The organism is Nocardia niigatensis NBRC 100131 (assembly GCF_000308655.1).
Taxonomy (GTDB): domain Bacteria; phylum Actinomycetota; class Actinomycetes; order Mycobacteriales; family Mycobacteriaceae; genus Nocardia; species Nocardia niigatensis.
In genome coordinates this window covers 1-15,296 of sequence record NZ_BAGC01000067.1, presented here as the reverse complement: position 1 = coordinate 15,296, position 15,296 = coordinate 1, and the positions used below count along the sequence as shown (strand labels likewise).

The following is a 15,296-nucleotide window of genomic DNA, read 5'->3' as shown; positions in this document are numbered from 1 at the left end:
CGCGTCTCCTCCACCGGCGCGTCCGGCGCCGGGGCGTTGCCCTTCGGCCCCACATTGCGCGGGCCCGCGTTCACTCGCGGCGTCTGCGGCGGCTTGCTGACCGCCCGTCCCTGCGCCCCTGAGACGCGGATCTTCTCGGTCCCCTGCTCCCCGGACACGATCGGCAAAGCCGTCGTCGCGTCGTCCGCGGGACTCGGAACCTTCTTGATCACAACGGTTTTCGCGTCCCCGCCCGTGGCGTCCCCGGATTCGGCCTCCGGCTTCGCGCCGGAATCGCCCGCCCCGCCGGCCTTCTCGGCCGCCGAGCCACCGTCCTTCGCCTGGTCGCCTTTCCTCGCGCCGTCGCCGTCACCGGTGGCCTTACCGTCCTTCGCTCCCGAATCAGCCTGCGGCATCCCCTCGGTGGGGACGTCTTCCGGCGCGGGCTTCCCCTGCGCCGCACCGCTCTTCGACTCCGCGGCGGCCTTCCCGGCAGCAGCGCCCGCTGCTGCGGTGGCACCCGCGGCAGCGCCGCTCACCGCACCACCGGACTTCTCCGCTGCCGCGGAACCGGCCTTTCCGGGACCGCCGGCGCCCTGCCCGGGCCGCTGGATCCGAATCAACTGGGTAGTCGCATCCGCGGCGGCCTCGCCCGCGCCCTGCGCACCCGGGGCAGGCTGCTGCTTCCCACCCGGTCGCTGAACCGGAATGAACTGCGTAGGAGCGTCGTCCACCGCCCCCGCCTGCTGACCCTGCGCACCGGGGCCGGATTGCCCGGCACCGCTGGGCTTCGCAGCGGCAGCCTGCTGCGGCGTGGGCTCCTTCGAGTCCCGTGGGGCCGCCTGTCCGGCCGGGCCCGGCCGGCCTCCGGCGGCGGCCGGGGTGCTGGGCTGCTGACCCGTCGCGGCCTGGTTTCCGGCGGGCTTGCCGCTCGGCGCGCCCGGGGCCGCGGGCTGGCCGCTCGGGGTGTTCTGGGGTACGAATTCGCCGGAGCCCTGGCGGGCGGCGGCCGGGGGCTTGCTGCCGGGGGTGCTCGGCGGGGCGGGCGGCTGGACGCGGCCGGGGCCGGCGGGCGGCTTGGGGGTCTCGTAGTGGATGGTGGCGAAACCGGCCGAGCCGGACTTGGCGGCCGGCGGGTTGCCCTGGCCCGGGGCGGGCTTCGCGGCGCCGGGCGCGGGTTCGGCTGCGCCGGTGCGGATCTCCTCGGTCCGGGTGTCGCCGGTGCGAATCACTTCGGTGGCGGCGGTCGGCGGCGCGTCGTCCGTGGCGGCATCGTCCGGCGCCGCGGGCCGGTCGGCCGGAGTGTCAGGGGCGGCGGTGTCCTCGGTGCCGGGGGTCGAGTTGGCAGGACCCTGCGGCTGCTGGTCGTCTTTCGGGTCGGACACTCGATACACCCCTCGCTTCGGCGGAACTGTGATTCGACGGTCAGCCTACTGAGCATTCCGGACGGCGGTGCAGAATGATCGGCATGACCTCCTTCGGCGATCTGCTCGGACCGCAGCCGGTTCTCCTCCCGGAAAACATCGACGCGGAGGACGCGCTGCTCCAGAAACAGGATCCGGCGCAGGTCGCCGCGGCGCATCCGACCGCCTCCATCGCCTGGGCCTACCTGGCCGAGGCCGCGCTGGAGCGGGGTGAGGCCGCCGAGGGCGAGATCAACCACGACATCGTCGCCGCCTACGCCTTCGCGCGCACCGGCTACCACCGCGGCCTGGACCTGTTGCGCCGCAACGGCTGGAAGGGTTTCGGCCCGGTGCCGTGGAGCCACGAGCCCAACCGGGGCTTCCTGCGCAGCGTCGGCGCGCTGGCCCGCGCGGCCCGCGCCATCGGCGAGAACGACGAGTACGCCCGCTGCCTGGACCTGCTCGAGGACTGCGACCCGCGTGCGGCCGCGGAGCTCGGCCTCGACTGAATTGAGCAGCGGCCTAGGCGAAACCATCGACGCTGCCCGGGAGAGCAGCGTCACCCGCGTGCGCAAGGCCGCCGGGCGCGTCCAGTCTTCACTGCTGCCGATCGTGCAGTGCGCGATCGGCGCCGGGGTGGCCTGGTTCATCGCCCACAACGTGATCGGGCACGAGCACCCGTTCTTCGCGCCCATGGCCGCCATGATCTCGATCGGCGTGTCGTTCGGTGCGCGGCTGCGCCGGTCGATCGAGCTGATCGTCGGCGTGGCCGTCGGCATCGGCATCGGTGACCTGTTCGTCTCCCGGGTGGGCACCGGCGGTTGGCAGATCATGCTGCTGGTGGTGCTCGCCATGTGCACGGCCGTCTTCCTCGACGGCGGTCCGGTCATCACCATGCAGGCGGCGAGTTCCGCGGTGCTGGTCGCGACCCTCTACCCGCCCGGCAACGGCGGCGCGGCCCTGCGCATGATCGACGCGCTGGTGGGCGGTCTGGCCGGCATCGTGGTGGTGGCGGCGATTCCGCTGCATCCGGTGCGCCGGGCCCGGGAGCAGGCCGCCGGGATTCTCGAGGTGATGGGCAAGGCCCTCACCGAGTGCGCGGACGGTCTGCTCGAACAGGATTCCGACAAGATCAAGCGGGCGCTCGAGACGGCGCGCGGCACCCAGGGCGCCATCGACTCCCTGCGCAACACCCTCGAGGGCAGCCGGGAGATCATTCGAATCTCCCCGCTGTACTGGAACTCTCGCTCCCGCCTGGACCGGCTGCGGAAGGCCGCGGACCCGCTCGACAACGCGGTCCGCAATACCCGGGTGCTGCTGCGCCGCGCCCTCACCTCGGTGCGCGACGACGAGGTGCTGAATCCGGGGCTCATCGCCGAGGTCGAGAAGCTCGGTGCGGCGGTGGACGTGGTGCGCCGCATGATGCTGGCCGACCCGGACGAGAAACCCGATCCCGCCGAGGCGACCCGGGTGCTGCGCTCGGTCGGCAAGGGCGCGACCAAGGATCTGGTGAACGGCGCCGGGCTGTCCGCGCACGTGGTCTTCGCCCAATTGCGTTCCATCGTGGTGGATCTCATGCAGGTGTGCGGGGTGCGCCGGCTGTCCGCCATGGCGTTGCTGCCGCCGACGGTCCCGCATCCCTACGTCACGCCGATCGACTGAACCGCCGGGTGCATCTGCCCGATTCACGGACCGCGACGCCCGCCGCGCGGGCCGACCCCACCGAGTTGGTGGTCTTCTTGGCCATCGGGCTGTCTTCCTGGTCTGGGGTGGTGGTGTCAGAGCGAGATGGATTCGCGGAGCTTGCCTTTGACGTGGGGGCACCCACGCGGCTTTGCAGAATCGAGGCCTCCGGCCCGACCTCGGTGGGCCCTCATACCGGCTGGCGGGCAGGTTGGGGTTGTGGGATCTGCCAGGCTTCAGCCAGGCGGGAGGGCTGGAGTTGGGTTCCACCGCCGAAGAATTCGCAGAACTTCATGATGAGGGGATCCCAGCCCTGGGGATCGATGTGGGCGGTGCCGGGGATGATCAGCTCCTCCTCCACGTGGGCGCGGACGACCTGGACGGTGTGGGTGGTGACGCTGTCGTGTTCATCGAACGGCCGCGAGGACAACACCGTGCACTCGAGTTGAATCGGGCACTCGGCAATCCGCGGTACCGCCACGATTTCCGACGCGACGGGCGTCAGCCCCGCCGCCCCGAACTTGTTCGGCTCGTACCGATAACCCTTCTCGAGTTTGTGCGGCGTCATTTCCGGTGAACCACTCAACAATGCGAGTCGATCCACGGCAGCGACGAGCGCCGAGGACGGCAAATTGAGCACACATTCCCGCTCCCGCAGCATGTTCCGTGTCGTCTGGGACGCGGAATTCATCCCCAGCATGCCCTGATCCCCGAGCCAGAACGCCGACGACATCGGTGCGATATTCGCCGTCCCATCCACATTGCGGGTACTGATCAGCACTACCGGCGTCCCGAAGTACAGAACCTTCAAATCAATCGCCCTGTGCATGCCATCCACAATGCTGGCCCCGGCGACCGCATGCTGGCAGAAAATGGTCACCGCATAAAAGCCGGTACGAGCCGCAGGGCCCGCACCGGTTTCCGTCGTGCTGCTCGCTGCTCCAGTAGCCAGATGGAAATGCCGTTCCAGCTCCATCCGTGACAACTCCCCGAACCGGCATGCGTCGGCGGGCCCTCATCGCGCACAGCCGGACATGAAACCAGCAGCGGCCCAGCGCGGTTGCCGATTTCACCCAACTGCCATCAGAACAACCAGACCGCTCCGTAGACCGCTAGGGCTACTTCTCGCACGGCTATCCCTCACGGGCCTACGAGCGTGCTCAGCTCGCGGCCGTCGCGGTCGGATCGAACATGAACGCCCACATCATCGAGTTCCTGCGCCGGCTGGTTCACGAGACTGACGATCGACCGCAACGCCCGCCTGCTGACGCCAATCTCATGAGGCACCAAAGCTAGTAGCCGATGTAGGCCGGCATCGAAGGAACATGCTGCCCGGCAACGTATCAGGAATCGAAGGCTCTTCCGCGGGCGCTGAGGTGACTTTTCACATCACTGGCCTTCACCGGCCGAACAGTAAGCGCGGATACGCTTTTCGGGGCTGTGGCAGTACGGTCGAAGCGTGATCGATGAGCGCAGACCGCTGCTGTTCCTGACTTCGGTTGCGGTGTCCTCGATCCCGTTCTTCGTGTTGGGCGCGGTCACCGGCGGGGTACGGATGGGCGCACTGCGGCTGCCGGCGAGCGCAGTCATGTTCGTGGTTCCGGTTGCCGTTGCCGTGGCACTGACCTGGCGGTATTCCGGTGCCGCGGCGGTGCCGGGCCTGCTGCTGCGGGCCGTGGACCGTCCCGCTGCCGCGCTGCGCTGGTATGCGCTTGCCGTGTTGCTGCCGGTGGCGCCGGCGGTGGGGTCCGCGGCGGCGGTGTGCTGGACGGGGCAGGCCGGATGGCGGCTGCCGTTGTCTCCGGCCGCCGCACCGGGGCTGGTGCTGGTTTTCCTGATCGCAGCGACCTGCGAGGAGCTGGGCTGGACCGGATATGCCATCGAGCCGTTACGGCAGCGCTTCGGCATGTTGCCGGCCGCGCTCGGCCTGGGTGTCTATTGGGCGGTCTGGCATGTGATTCCGTTGTTCGAGGCGGGACATCCGGTGGGTTGGATCGCCGGATGGTTCCTCGGTACGGTCGCCACTCGGGTGCTGATCGTGTGGCTGCACGATCGCACCGGGCATGGAGTGAGCGCGGCGATCCTGATGCACGCCTCGATCAATGTCACCGCCGCCTACACCCCAGGGCTGGACCGGCCGATCAGCGCGATCACCGCCGGAGTCCTCACGGCCGCGCTCACCGCCGGTCTGATATGGGGCGGCACGTCGCGGACTCCGCGTGCAGTCGACGCGTCGTCGCACTGAACCACGCCCGCGGCCGGCGCTCACCCCCCCGGCCGCCAGGTGCAGCCCACCCTCGGTCAAGCCGCACAACACATTCCGCACATCATCACACCACCACCCGGCGGCAGCTGCCGACTCGCATTACTACAGGCCTGCAACTGGTGTTCGCCCCTCATCCGTCTTCCACCCTCATCGACCCCGCGCCTCGGGGCCTGAAGCCCGGGGGCTGACGCCACCAGCTAGGGATTCCGGCTATTACGCCTCTGGGTTCTCAGAGCGCGCAGCCGGGGCAAGGAGGCGTGTACGCACCGCACTGGGCAGTGACATGCCTTCAGCCACGTCACGACCGGGCCTGCCGCGATGAATTGCTCCTACGTCGTGATGGGATGCACGCCAGATGGACGGCCGAATCGCTTTGGGCCCAGGGCCGGGCAGGGCCCCAGGTGGGCGCACTGTCACGCGCCACCCGAGGCCGCCACTGCGCGTGGTCGCCCCGCCTTCCGCTGGGGAGGGATCAGTCGACGACGGCGGTCGCCTCGACCTCGACGAGCACGCCCGGCTCGAACAGGTAGTCCACGCCGATGAGTGATGCCGGCGGTAGCGGCAGTGCGAGCCCGATCTCCTCGGCGACCTGTTCGACACCGGCCATGAACTCACCGATCTTCTCGGGCTGCCACTCCGTCACGTAGAAGGTCAGGCGAAGGACGTCGTCGAATGTCGCCCCCGCGTCGGCCAGCCCCGTCGCGGTGTTGCGCAACGATTGGGCGACCTGGCCCGCGAGATCGCCTTCGGACACTGGGGTTCCGTCGGCGAGCCGCGCGATCTGACCGGCGACGTGAACATGTCTGGTTCCGGACCCGACAGCGACGTGGTGATACGGAGTGGGGCGTGTAATGCCCTCGGGGGTGAGATACCGAACGGCCATGAAAGTTCTCCTCGAAATGCCGAACTGGACAGGTATAGATTTGATACCTGGTATGCGAAGGGCACTTCAACGAGACTAGGTAGCATGCGCGATACTTCCCAGGCCGATCCCGGCGAACTCACGATCACCTCGCCTCATCGGGAGCTGCTCGATCAAGTCCTCGACAAGTGGTCATTGGCGGTGCTCAACGAACTGTGCGAGAGGCCTAGCCGCTTCAACGATCTGCGCCGCGCAATCCCCGCCGTGACGCAGAAGTCGCTGACCGCCACCCTGCGTCGACTGGAACGCAACGGCATCGTTCAGCGCGAACTTCTCAGCTCCCGCCCGGTCGCCGTCGAATACCGGATCACTCCGCTCGGCAAGACCCTTCGCCACCCGGTCGATATCCTGCTCGGGTGGGCCGACAAGCACATGCCCGAGATCGAAAACGCGCGCACCCGCTTCGATGAGTCGGACCTCGCCTGATGCACCGCGCGTCGGTCCGGATGTCGGTTCTACACCTACGTCCTTGCTCTTGATGGATGCTTGCGCGCACGGGTATGAGGCGATGACAGTTCAGCTTGATGTCGTGCCGGCCGAACTGGCCGGTACCGCCATTTTTTCCCATTCTTGTCGGGAAGAATTTTGAAGCGCTTCTTGCGCGCCAGTTTGTTGCGGCGTTCTTGCCGGTCGTGCGTGATATCTGATGTCGACGGTTCCTGTTCGGACGCTTCGGATTCCGGCGCCGGCGGTGCCGGTTGTGCAGGCGCGTCGGATTATGCACCGCTCGAGCGCCGCATCAGCCGCCCGAACTTGCCGCGGAGCTTGTCGATCGCCGCTCGTGTTCCCTCGTTTCTCGTGACTCCGACGACCAGGCCGATGCTGTTGGCGACCGCGACGCCACCGTCGGTGCCGAAAGCGATCGTGTAGACCACCGGGGCGTGCGGCGGCCGGGTCACTGCTACCAGCTGGTTGCCGAGGTCTAGGGTTTTGCTTATGACTGACCGGGATGATTCGTCGGCGGTTTCCGAGCTGGTGGCCGAACATCGGATGGCCGGCGAGGTCGCGATCGTGACGGTGCGTGGTGAGGTCGACATCGCTACCGGCGCGCAGCTCGAGCAGGCGGTGCGTACCTGCCTGGCCCGCACTCGCGGCGGGTTCTGCGTCCTGGATATGACCGACGTGCGTTTCCTGGGCGGCCATGGCCTCGCGGCTCTTCTCAAGGTCAGTCGCAGTGCCGAAAACCTGCAGCAGCCCTTGCGTATCGTCGTCGACAGCAACCGGCCGGTGGTTCATCCGATCGAAATCACCGGTCTGGAAGAGTTTCTCGCGCTCTACCACAGCGTCGAGGAGGCCCTGCGCGCCTGAGACGGCTACACAAGCCACCTGACATCTGTGTGCGCCGACATGCGGCAGTTCACTCCGGCCGATGTTGTCATCGGTGCGGTTCGCCCGGCCACTCGCTGACCTACCTGGAACGCCGTGCGCACCTCGAACGGCTGGGACTGCCTCATGGCCCGGTCCTGCTGTCGCCGTCCTACCGCGACATCCCGGTCTCGCGGATGCTGGAGGTCGACGCCGAGCACGACATCGAGGGCGTCATCGGCAAGCGCGTGGACAGCACCCACCGGGCCGGTCTGCCGAGGTGGCGGTGGTCGGCCGGCCGGCCGGAAAATGCCCGGAACCGCTGATCGGTCCGCTTCACCGTTCCCGACCGTGTCGCTTCGTGGCGGCCGGCACTGCGCGGGCATCCTTGCGCCGTGCCGCGTCGCGGTGGAGCACCGCGACGAATCCGGCGCACAGGCGGATCGGTCCGTCCGCGTGTATCCACCACACGAGCCCACCGACCACACTCGCAGCGACTCCCGTGCTCGCACATTGGTGATCAAGGCGGTCACGAGTTCCTCCGGGCGGTTCTCAGTTTTCCTGTGCGGCAAAAGGCTTCGGTCATGAGATGGGCTATCGGGGCATGGCGAGTTGTTGGAAGCACAGCACCCATCTCACGCTGCAGATGGCCATAACGGGATGGGTGCACTTGGTGTATTTCGGTGCATTTGGAGCGCTTGGTGCGTTTTGGTGCGCTCCAGGATCCTGCCTGTGACGCAGACTGCGATTGACTGGCGATCACGCTCTGCAGCGTCGGCGCGAACGGTCTCGTACGGAACCGACGTTTCTGCGAGTTACACCGTCCTTTCACCGTCCTTCGACACGCAGCCGGGTGCCTGCCCCGCAGCCGCAGGTGCGGGGCGCCGAAACCCGTTCAGGGCGAGAACCTGTCGGCCGGCGCCTTTACCGTTGGGCATATGACCGATATCGCTCCCCTTGCCGCCAGCGCGCGAGCGCGGTTCGGCGACCCCGGCGTGCACGCGGTCGTCCGGGCCGGGCGCACCGTACACGCGGTCAGTCTCGGCCAGTGGGTCGAGGGCGAGGAGGTCCCGGAGTTGCTGTGCCGTACCGGGATCGCGGGATGGTCGCCCACCGTGCTGGAGCCGACTCGCGCCGATGTCACCTGTGCCCGCTGCCTGCGCCGTCTCGGCGGGCCCGCGAGTTCCCGGCAACTTCCGCTGTTCGGTGACGACCCGAACTATGGGTAGTAGGCCCCGACGACATACCCTCACACAGCGACAACCCCGGCGGATAGGTCCCGCCGGGGTTGTCGCTTTCTTCTGAGATATCGGAGTTATCGGCTGATACCGGTGGTGTTCGTCCGTCCGCGGTTGGTGGTGCGGGCCCGCGGGTGTTCCTGTCCGGTGGAGCGTTCGGGCCGGGTGATGCAGGCCCGGCCGGCGTTTGGGGGCATCTCCGACACCGGCCCCGCACTTGTTCGATCAGCCCGGTGTCGGAGATTCCGCCGTGCCCGTCGTGCGGCGGGTATTTCCGGCTCGCCTGCGGGCTCTCCCCCTTGATCTTCGGGTAGTCCGCTACTCGCGTCGAACGGCCTGCGCCGCCCTACCGTTCGTATCAGGCCGGATTCACGAGGGGTAGTCCGGTTCCGGACTCGCAGCGACAGGTGGCAACGGTTCCTCCGGACCGCTGTCGTCGCGATGGGCCGCCCGGCTACCGGGTCGTTCGGACGGCCCACCCGGAAGGTCACAGCCAGAAGCGCGTCAGCGAGCTGCCCGCGGACCACCAGCCGCCGGGCAGCCCGGACAACTCGAACAGCGCGTTGATCCCGTCGAAGAAGAGCCGGTTGAGTTCCGGGGTGAACAGCAGCGCGAACAGGATCAGGATGCCGAACGGCTTGATCTGATCCAGCGATCGCCGCGTCTGATAGCTCAGCGACGGCTCCAGAATCCCGTAGCCGTCGGTCCCGGGAATCGGGATGAGATTCAGCACCGTCGCCGTAATCTGCAGGAACGCAAGGTAACTGAGCCCGAACCAGAACGTCGCGTGCGAATGGGTGCTGCCGTAGAACCGCACGATCACCAGCAGCACGATCGCGCACAGCGCGTTCACCGCCGGTCCCGCGCCGCTCAGGATCCGCTGCACCCGCGGGCTGAAGTTGTGCGAGTGCACGTACACCGCGCCACCGGGCAGCGCGAACCCGCCGAGCGCGATGAACACCACCGGCAGCCCGATCGACAGCAGCGGATGGCTGTACTTGAGTGGATTGAGCGTCAGATACCCGCGCATCTCCACTTCCCGGTCCCCGGCCCGCCACGCCACGTACGCGTGCGCGAACTCGTGCAGGCAGATGGACACGATCCAGCCGGCCACCACCAGGATGAAAACGCCGAATTGGGCTTGGCGCGAACCATAGTCGGCGTCCCAGGCGAGCACTCCGCCCGCGATCGTGATCACCATGACCAGCAGGAACACCGGACTGGGCCGGACCGCTCCGGACGCCCGGCCCACCGCGCGCGGGTAATTCACCTGATACTCCCAACTGGTCGGCTCGTCAGTACCGCCGCCACCCATTCTGGGGGTGAATCAGCGAACCAGCAGCCAAGGTTCGTGGTGCCGGTAGAACGTGGAGCGTTTCACCGGCCGATCGGTGGTGATCCCGTCGCGGGTGACGATGGCGCCACTGGTGCCCAGCTGCATGGCGCGACCCTCGACCCAGCGCTTCTTGCGCAGGCCGCGCTGTACGGTCGCGTGCAGGCCGGGCATCTCCAGCATGGGCGAAACATGCAGTGCCGCGACCTTTCCCGTGAACAGCCGGGTGTCGTCGACGTACGCCTCGCCCTCGAGTTTCGCACCCGCTTCGCCGACGAGGGTGGCGCGGCCGATCAGCACCTTGCCGGTGTCGTCGCGGATCAGCGGGGTCTCGGTGGCCTTGCCCTCCAGCGCGCGCTTGGCCGCGGCGGAACCGGTACCGGTCTCGTAGGCGCGCGAGCCGTACGTGCGATCGATAGGGACATAGCCGATTTCGACACCGAGGCGTTCGGTGCGCATGAGATGTGTGAGGACCGCTGCCAATCCGGCATCCTCGCCGAGCACGATCAGCCGGGGCAGGCTGTCGGCGGCCATGACCGGGAGCAGCTCGTCCAGGGCGCTGGTGTCGGGAAGAGCGGAGGTCTGGGTCAGGGGCAGGGAGGCCAGCGCGATGGGTACGGGCGCGCCGTCGCAGCGGAGAACATGGGTACTCAACTGCCGAACACCCTCCTCTGGCTTGCCAACACCTGTCCGCCTCGCTGCATATCCGATGGACCCCCGCGGCCGGTCCCTCTCCCCGTGCCACCATAGCCCTGTCTTATTTGCCGCGCTGTCCCCGCTGCGCATCCGTTATGTCGGGGTTCGCCGAGGCGCGGGCCGTGCACCTGGAGGTATGACGCGATCGCGTAGACTGTGCCCCCGGCCACCGCCTTCTGACGGCGGGTAGCTGCAGCAACAGAGGTGCTGCGCGTCGAACCCGTAGGAGACACCACATGCCGGCAATCGTGCTGATCGGCGCCCAGTGGGGCGACGAGGGCAAGGGCAAAGCGACCGATCTGCTCGGTGACCGGGTCCAGTGGGTAGTTCGATACCAGGGCGGCAACAACGCGGGTCACACCGTGGTGCTGCCGAACGGTGAGAGCTTCGCGCTGCACCTGATCCCGTCCGGCATCCTCACGCCGGGTGTGACCAACGTCATCGGCAACGGCGTGGTGGTGGATCCGGGCGTGCTGCTGGCCGAACTCGCCGGTCTGGAAGAGCGCGGTGTGGACACCTCCCGCCTGCTGCTCTCGGCCGACGCGCACCTGATCATGCCGTACCACGTGGCCATCGATAAGGTCACCGAACGATTCCTGGGCAACAAGAAGATCGGTACCACCGGCCGCGGCATCGGACCGTGCTACCAGGACAAGGTCGCTCGCGTCGGCGTCCGCGTGGCCGACGTGCTGGACGAGAAGATCCTCACCCAGAAGGTCGAGGCCGCACTGGAATTCAAGAACCAGGTGCTGGTGAAGATCTACAACCGCCGCGCGCTGGACCCGCAGCAGGTGGTGGACGAGGTGCTGGAGCAGGCCGAGGGTTTCAAGCACCGCATCGCCGACAGCCGCCTGCTGCTCAACGAGGCCCTGGAGCGCGATGAGATTGTGCTGCTGGAGGGTTCGCAGGGCACCCTGCTCGACGTCGACCACGGCACCTACCCGTACGTCACCTCCTCGAACCCGACCGCCGGTGGCGCGGCCGTGGGCGCGGGCGTCGGCCCGAACAAGATCACCACGGTGCTCGGCATCCTGAAGGCGTACACCACCCGCGTCGGTTCCGGCCCGTTCCCGACCGAGCTCTTCGACGAGTCCGGCGCCTACCTGGCCAAGACCGGCGGCGAGGTCGGTGTCACCACCGGCCGTGCCCGCCGCACCGGCTGGTTCGACGCCGTGATCGCCCGCTACGCCACCCGTGTGAACGGCATCACCGACTACTTCCTCACCAAGCTGGACGTCCTCTCCAGCCTGGACACCGTCCCGATCTGCGTCGCCTACGAGATCGACGGCAAGCGCGTCGAGCAGATGCCCACCACCCAGACCGAATTCCACCACGCCAAGCCGATTTACGAGGAAATGCCCGGCTGGTGGGAGGACATCTCCGGCGCCCGCACTTTCGAGGAACTCCCCGCCAACGCCCAGGCCTACGTCGAGCGCCTGGAAGAGCTGTCGGGCGCGCGGGTGTCGTGCATCGGTGTCGGCCCGGGCCGCGACCAGACCATCGTCCGCCACGACGTCGCCGCCTTCCCGGGAATTTAGCGGGCTCCCCCGCGTCCCCGGGACTTCAGCGGGGAGGCTGAGAGCCGTCGCCGGTACGGCACCCGTGCTTGCGTCAGGTGCCGAACCGACTTTGGTCGTACCCGTTGAGTTACCCGTATCTTGCGAAATCAATTGTCGCTGAGCGGAAAACACGTGCCTGCCGCTTTCGCGGCGGGCGCGAGCTGTTTCAGGGCAAATTGCGGGTTCGAGGGTCGTAAGCACCGCTTCGCTGGGTGACGTCAGTAGATGATCAGCGGGGCGAGTGGGTCGCTGGCGTGTGGGGTGACTCAGTAGGTGATCAGTGGGGCGAGTGGGTCGCCGGCGTGCGGGGTGAGGGCCGAGGTGGCGGCCGCGATCGACTTCACGGCGACTCGCAGGTCGGATTCCTCGTGGGTGAAGGGGAGCCGGATGAAGCGCTCGAAGGCGCCCTGGACGCCGAAACGTGGGCCGGCGGCGAGGAGTACGCCGTGGTTGGGGGCGGTGGCGGCCAGGGCAGTGGAGACCGGGGCGGGGAGTTGGGCCCAGAGCGACATGCCGCCGGCGCCGGGGGTGACCCGCCAGTCGGGGAGTTCCTCGGCGAGGGTTTCCAGGAGGACCGCGCGGCGGGAACGGAGTTGATCCCTGCGGGTGGTGAGGATCTCGTCGGCATTGCGGAGCAGGTGGACGGTGGCGAGTTGGTCCATGACGGGGGTGCCGAGGTCGACGGTGGAGCGGGTGCCCAGGAGTTTGGTGATGAGGGCCTGGTTGGCGCGGACCCAGCCGACGCGCAGGCCGCCCCAGAAGGACTTGGAGGCCGAGCCGATGGTGACGATCTCCGAATTGCGGGCGAAAGCGGCGGCGGGGGGCGGGGATTCGAGACCGGTGAGGTCCAGGTCCACCATGGATTCGTCGACGATCACCGTCATGCGGGTCTCGCGGGCGATGGCGGCCAGTTCCGCACGGCCCTCCGCGTCGAGCAGGTGGCCGGTCGGATTGTTGAAGTCGGGGATCAGGTAGGCGACACTGGCCGCGGTCTGCCGTGCGGCACTGCGGATTCCGTCCAGATCCCAGCCGTCCGGGCGCATGGGCACCGGCACCGGGCGCGCGCCCACATCGCGAATCGCCTCGATGGCGTTCGGATAGGTCGGGTGCTCGATCAGGACCCGTTCCGCCGGGGTGGTCAGCACATTGAGCAGCAGCCGCAGCCCGTGCTGCGCGCCCAGGGTGATGAGGATCTGGTCCGGTTCGGTGGGCAGGCCGCGCTCGGTGTAGCGGCGGGCCAGCGCCTCGCGCAACATGAGCACACCCACCGGGTCCATGCCGTGTGTGCCGAGATAGGTCGGAAGACCTTGCAGGGCAAAGGAGTACGCCTCGTTCATCTGCGGCGGGGCGGCCATGGCCGCGTAGGTCATGTCGATGGTCGGCAGTTCCGGCTGCGCCATCATGGCCAGAATGCTGCGCGCGGGCTTGGCGCCGTCGTGCACCACGGTCGGCGGCAGTGCCACGGTGCTGCGCGAGCCCTGCCGGCTGATCAGGTAGCCGTGCTCGCGCAGCAGTGAGTACGCGGAGGTGACGGTGGTGCGGCTGACCGAGAGACTGGTGGCCAGATCCCGCTCGCTGGGCAGAGCCACGCCGAGGGGCGCGCGGCCGTCGTGAATGAGCAGCCGGATGCTCTCCGCCAGGGCCACGTACGCGGGCCGCGCGGCGCGCTTGCCGCTGTCCGCGGGGGCGCCGCCGGGTTCGTCGTTCCGCCACCGGCCCAGGTCGCGCGTCAGGCTGGCCGCGCCGATCACTCGTGTCGCCATACAGGCCAGTATCGGGGTACTGGATATTTTCTTCAAGTCCGGGGCGGGGCCACCATGGGGTCATGGTCGCTCTGCTGGTCTCCCTCTTGATCGTCGCCGTTTTCGCCGGTCTCGTGTACCGGTACGCGCCCAAGCCCGGCGAGCGCTGGGGCGTGCTGCTGGAGCGGTATCGCCCGCATGCTCCCATGTCGGACTGGTCAGTCGCCGAATATGAAGCGTCCCGGCAGTATTCGGACCTGGCGGCCGTCGCCTCGCTGCGCCCGGAGGCCGGCCCGCCCACTCCGGCACGCCGGTTCCGTCGCGGCGCGCCGGCGGTCGCGGCCCTGTCCACCATTCCTTGCCGCGGAGAATCAGTCCAGTTCTAAGCAACTGGACTTGATTAGGGATCTTGTCGGTGCCACCGTGCACACTGGCCTTATGTCCGCCCCGGCTCGACCCCTGGCGTCGGCGGTGCTCTTCGATACCGCGATCGGCGTGTGTGCCATCGCCTGGAGCGCCACCGGCGTCCTGCGCTTCGCCCTCCCCGACCGCGACCCCGCGGCCACCCGCACCCACATCCTGCGCCGCCACCGCTACGTCGACATCCACGAGGCCGATCCGAGCGCCGACATGGCCGCCGCCATCGACCGCATTCGTGCCCACCTCACCGGCGACCTGGACGACCTGCGCTGGATTCGCCTGGACGCCAGCGCGTTCAACGACTTCGACCGCGCGGTCTACCAGGTGACCCGCGCGATCGACCCGGGCCACACCCTCAACTACGGCGCCGTCGCCAACCGCATCGGCGCACCGGGCGGGGCTCAGGCGGTTGGACAGTCCCTGGGCCGCAACCCGATTCCGCTCATCATCCCGTGCCACCGCGTCCTGGCCGCCGACCACGCCCTGCACGGCTTCTCCGCCCCCGGCGGCCTCACCACCAAACAGCGCCTGCTCGAAATCGAGCGCACTCCGGGTTTCGGCGAGCCGACGCTGTTCTGACCCGACGACGCGGAAGGCGTTCGCACCGAGCGGATCGGTGCGAACGCACCCGCTGCGGTGAGACTTCGGCGGCTCAGAGCGCACTGCCCAGGAAGCCGCCGACCGCTGCTCCGGTGGCACCGCCGACGGCGCCACCCGCGAGTGCGGCGGGGATCCCCAGCGCGGCAGCGC

The 15,296-nt window shown here is 68.3% G+C and carries 16 protein-coding genes and 1 pseudogene; 10 read left to right on the top strand and 7 right to left on the bottom strand.

The genetic code is table 11. The annotated features are described in order from the left end of the window. Positions 1-1,364: pseudogene (locus ON33_RS29025) on the bottom strand (hypothetical protein); the annotation flags it as partial. Positions 1,365-1,447: 83 nt separating this feature from the next. Here ON33_RS29025 and ON33_RS29020 point away from each other — a divergent pair. Both ON33_RS29020 and ON33_RS29015 read left to right on the top strand, forming a co-directional pair. Then, positions 1,448-1,891, top strand: a complete 444-nt coding sequence (locus ON33_RS29020; RefSeq protein ID WP_063711087.1) for a DUF3151 domain-containing protein — start codon at positions 1,448-1,450, stop codon at positions 1,889-1,891. Between the two features lies 1 nt (position 1,892). Next, entirely contained in the window at positions 1,893-3,044 is a 1,152-nt protein-coding gene (locus ON33_RS29015) for an FUSC family protein (protein ID WP_245550821.1), read from the top strand. A gap of 211 nt (positions 3,045-3,255) precedes the next feature. Here the strand turns inward: ON33_RS29015 and ON33_RS29010 are convergent, their stop codons facing one another. After that, the gene (locus tag ON33_RS29010) at positions 3,256-4,041 is read right to left on the bottom strand and encodes a flavin reductase family protein (protein ID WP_245550818.1); all 786 of its coding nucleotides are present in this window, start codon (positions 4,039-4,041) and stop codon (positions 3,256-3,258) included. Positions 4,042-4,524: 483 nt separating this feature from the next. On the opposite strand from ON33_RS29010, the gene ON33_RS38675 reads away from it, so the two are divergent. After that, the gene (locus ON33_RS38675; RefSeq protein ID WP_051152995.1) at positions 4,525-5,310 is read left to right on the top strand and encodes a CPBP family intramembrane glutamic endopeptidase; all 786 of its coding nucleotides are present in this window, start codon (positions 4,525-4,527) and stop codon (positions 5,308-5,310) included. A gap of 493 nt (positions 5,311-5,803) precedes the next feature. Here the strand turns inward: ON33_RS38675 and ON33_RS29000 are convergent, their stop codons facing one another. Then, positions 5,804-6,214 (bottom strand): RidA family protein, encoded by a 411-nt coding sequence (locus ON33_RS29000; protein ID WP_040862301.1) that lies wholly within the window; start codon positions 6,212-6,214, stop codon positions 5,804-5,806. Between the two features lie 84 nt (positions 6,215-6,298). On the opposite strand from ON33_RS29000, the gene ON33_RS28995 reads away from it, so the two are divergent. Next, entirely contained in the window at positions 6,299-6,679 is a 381-nt protein-coding gene (locus tag ON33_RS28995) for a winged helix-turn-helix transcriptional regulator (protein ID WP_040862300.1), read from the top strand. A 290-nt stretch (positions 6,680-6,969) separates the two neighbouring features. Here ON33_RS28995 and ON33_RS28990 read toward each other — a convergent pair whose 3' ends face one another. Beyond that, positions 6,970-7,152: a hypothetical protein gene (locus tag ON33_RS28990; RefSeq protein WP_040862299.1), complete on the bottom strand. Its 183-nt coding sequence runs from the start codon at positions 7,150-7,152 to the stop codon at positions 6,970-6,972. Between the two features lie 91 nt (positions 7,153-7,243). Between ON33_RS28990 and ON33_RS28985 the strand changes: the two genes are divergently transcribed. The 3 genes from ON33_RS28985 to ON33_RS28980 all read left to right on the top strand — a co-directional run bounded on the left by ON33_RS28985 (position 7,244) and on the right by ON33_RS28980 (position 8,787). After that, positions 7,244-7,561 carry an anti-sigma factor antagonist gene (locus tag ON33_RS28985; protein ID WP_218001526.1) on the top strand — a complete coding sequence of 106 codons (318 nt, stop codon included), beginning with the start codon at positions 7,244-7,246 and terminating at the stop codon, positions 7,559-7,561. Positions 7,562-7,755: 194 nt separating this feature from the next. Further along, positions 7,756-7,884, top strand: a complete 129-nt coding sequence (locus ON33_RS44105; protein WP_281033247.1) for a hypothetical protein — start codon at positions 7,756-7,758, stop codon at positions 7,882-7,884. Positions 7,885-8,496: 612 nt separating this feature from the next. Beyond that, positions 8,497-8,787 carry a hypothetical protein gene (locus ON33_RS28980; RefSeq protein ID WP_051152989.1) on the top strand — a complete coding sequence of 97 codons (291 nt, stop codon included), beginning with the start codon at positions 8,497-8,499 and terminating at the stop codon, positions 8,785-8,787. 496 nt (positions 8,788-9,283) lie between these two features. Here the strand turns inward: ON33_RS28980 and ON33_RS28975 are convergent, their stop codons facing one another. Beyond that, a complete protein-coding gene (locus ON33_RS28975) occupies positions 9,284-10,066 on the bottom strand; it encodes a site-2 protease family protein (RefSeq protein ID WP_040862305.1) in 783 nt (260 codons plus the stop codon). 57 nt (positions 10,067-10,123) lie between these two features. Beyond that, on the bottom strand, positions 10,124-10,783 hold the full coding sequence (locus ON33_RS28970) for a hypothetical protein (RefSeq protein ID WP_040862298.1): 660 nt from the start codon (positions 10,781-10,783) through the stop codon (positions 10,124-10,126). Positions 10,784-11,061: 278 nt separating this feature from the next. Here ON33_RS28970 and ON33_RS28965 point away from each other — a divergent pair, with 278 nt between their 5' ends. Then, positions 11,062-12,363 (top strand): adenylosuccinate synthase, encoded by a 1,302-nt coding sequence (locus ON33_RS28965; RefSeq protein WP_040862297.1) that lies wholly within the window; start codon positions 11,062-11,064, stop codon positions 12,361-12,363. Positions 12,364-12,650: 287 nt separating this feature from the next. On the opposite strand, the gene yczR is transcribed toward ON33_RS28965, so the two are convergent. After that, positions 12,651-14,147 (bottom strand): MocR-like transcription factor YczR, encoded by a 1,497-nt coding sequence (yczR, locus tag ON33_RS28960; RefSeq protein WP_040862296.1) that lies wholly within the window; start codon positions 14,145-14,147, stop codon positions 12,651-12,653. Positions 14,148-14,209: 62 nt separating this feature from the next. On the opposite strand from yczR, the gene ON33_RS28955 reads away from it, so the two are divergent. Both ON33_RS28955 and ON33_RS28950 read left to right on the top strand, forming a co-directional pair. Next, positions 14,210-14,512, top strand: coding sequence for a hypothetical protein (locus tag ON33_RS28955; RefSeq protein WP_040862295.1), 303 nt, complete (start codon positions 14,210-14,212; stop codon positions 14,510-14,512). Positions 14,513-14,564: 52 nt separating this feature from the next. Beyond that, positions 14,565-15,125 (top strand): methylated-DNA--[protein]-cysteine S-methyltransferase, encoded by a 561-nt coding sequence (locus tag ON33_RS28950; RefSeq protein WP_051152987.1) that lies wholly within the window; start codon positions 14,565-14,567, stop codon positions 15,123-15,125. Positions 15,126-15,296: the final 171 nt, after the last annotated feature.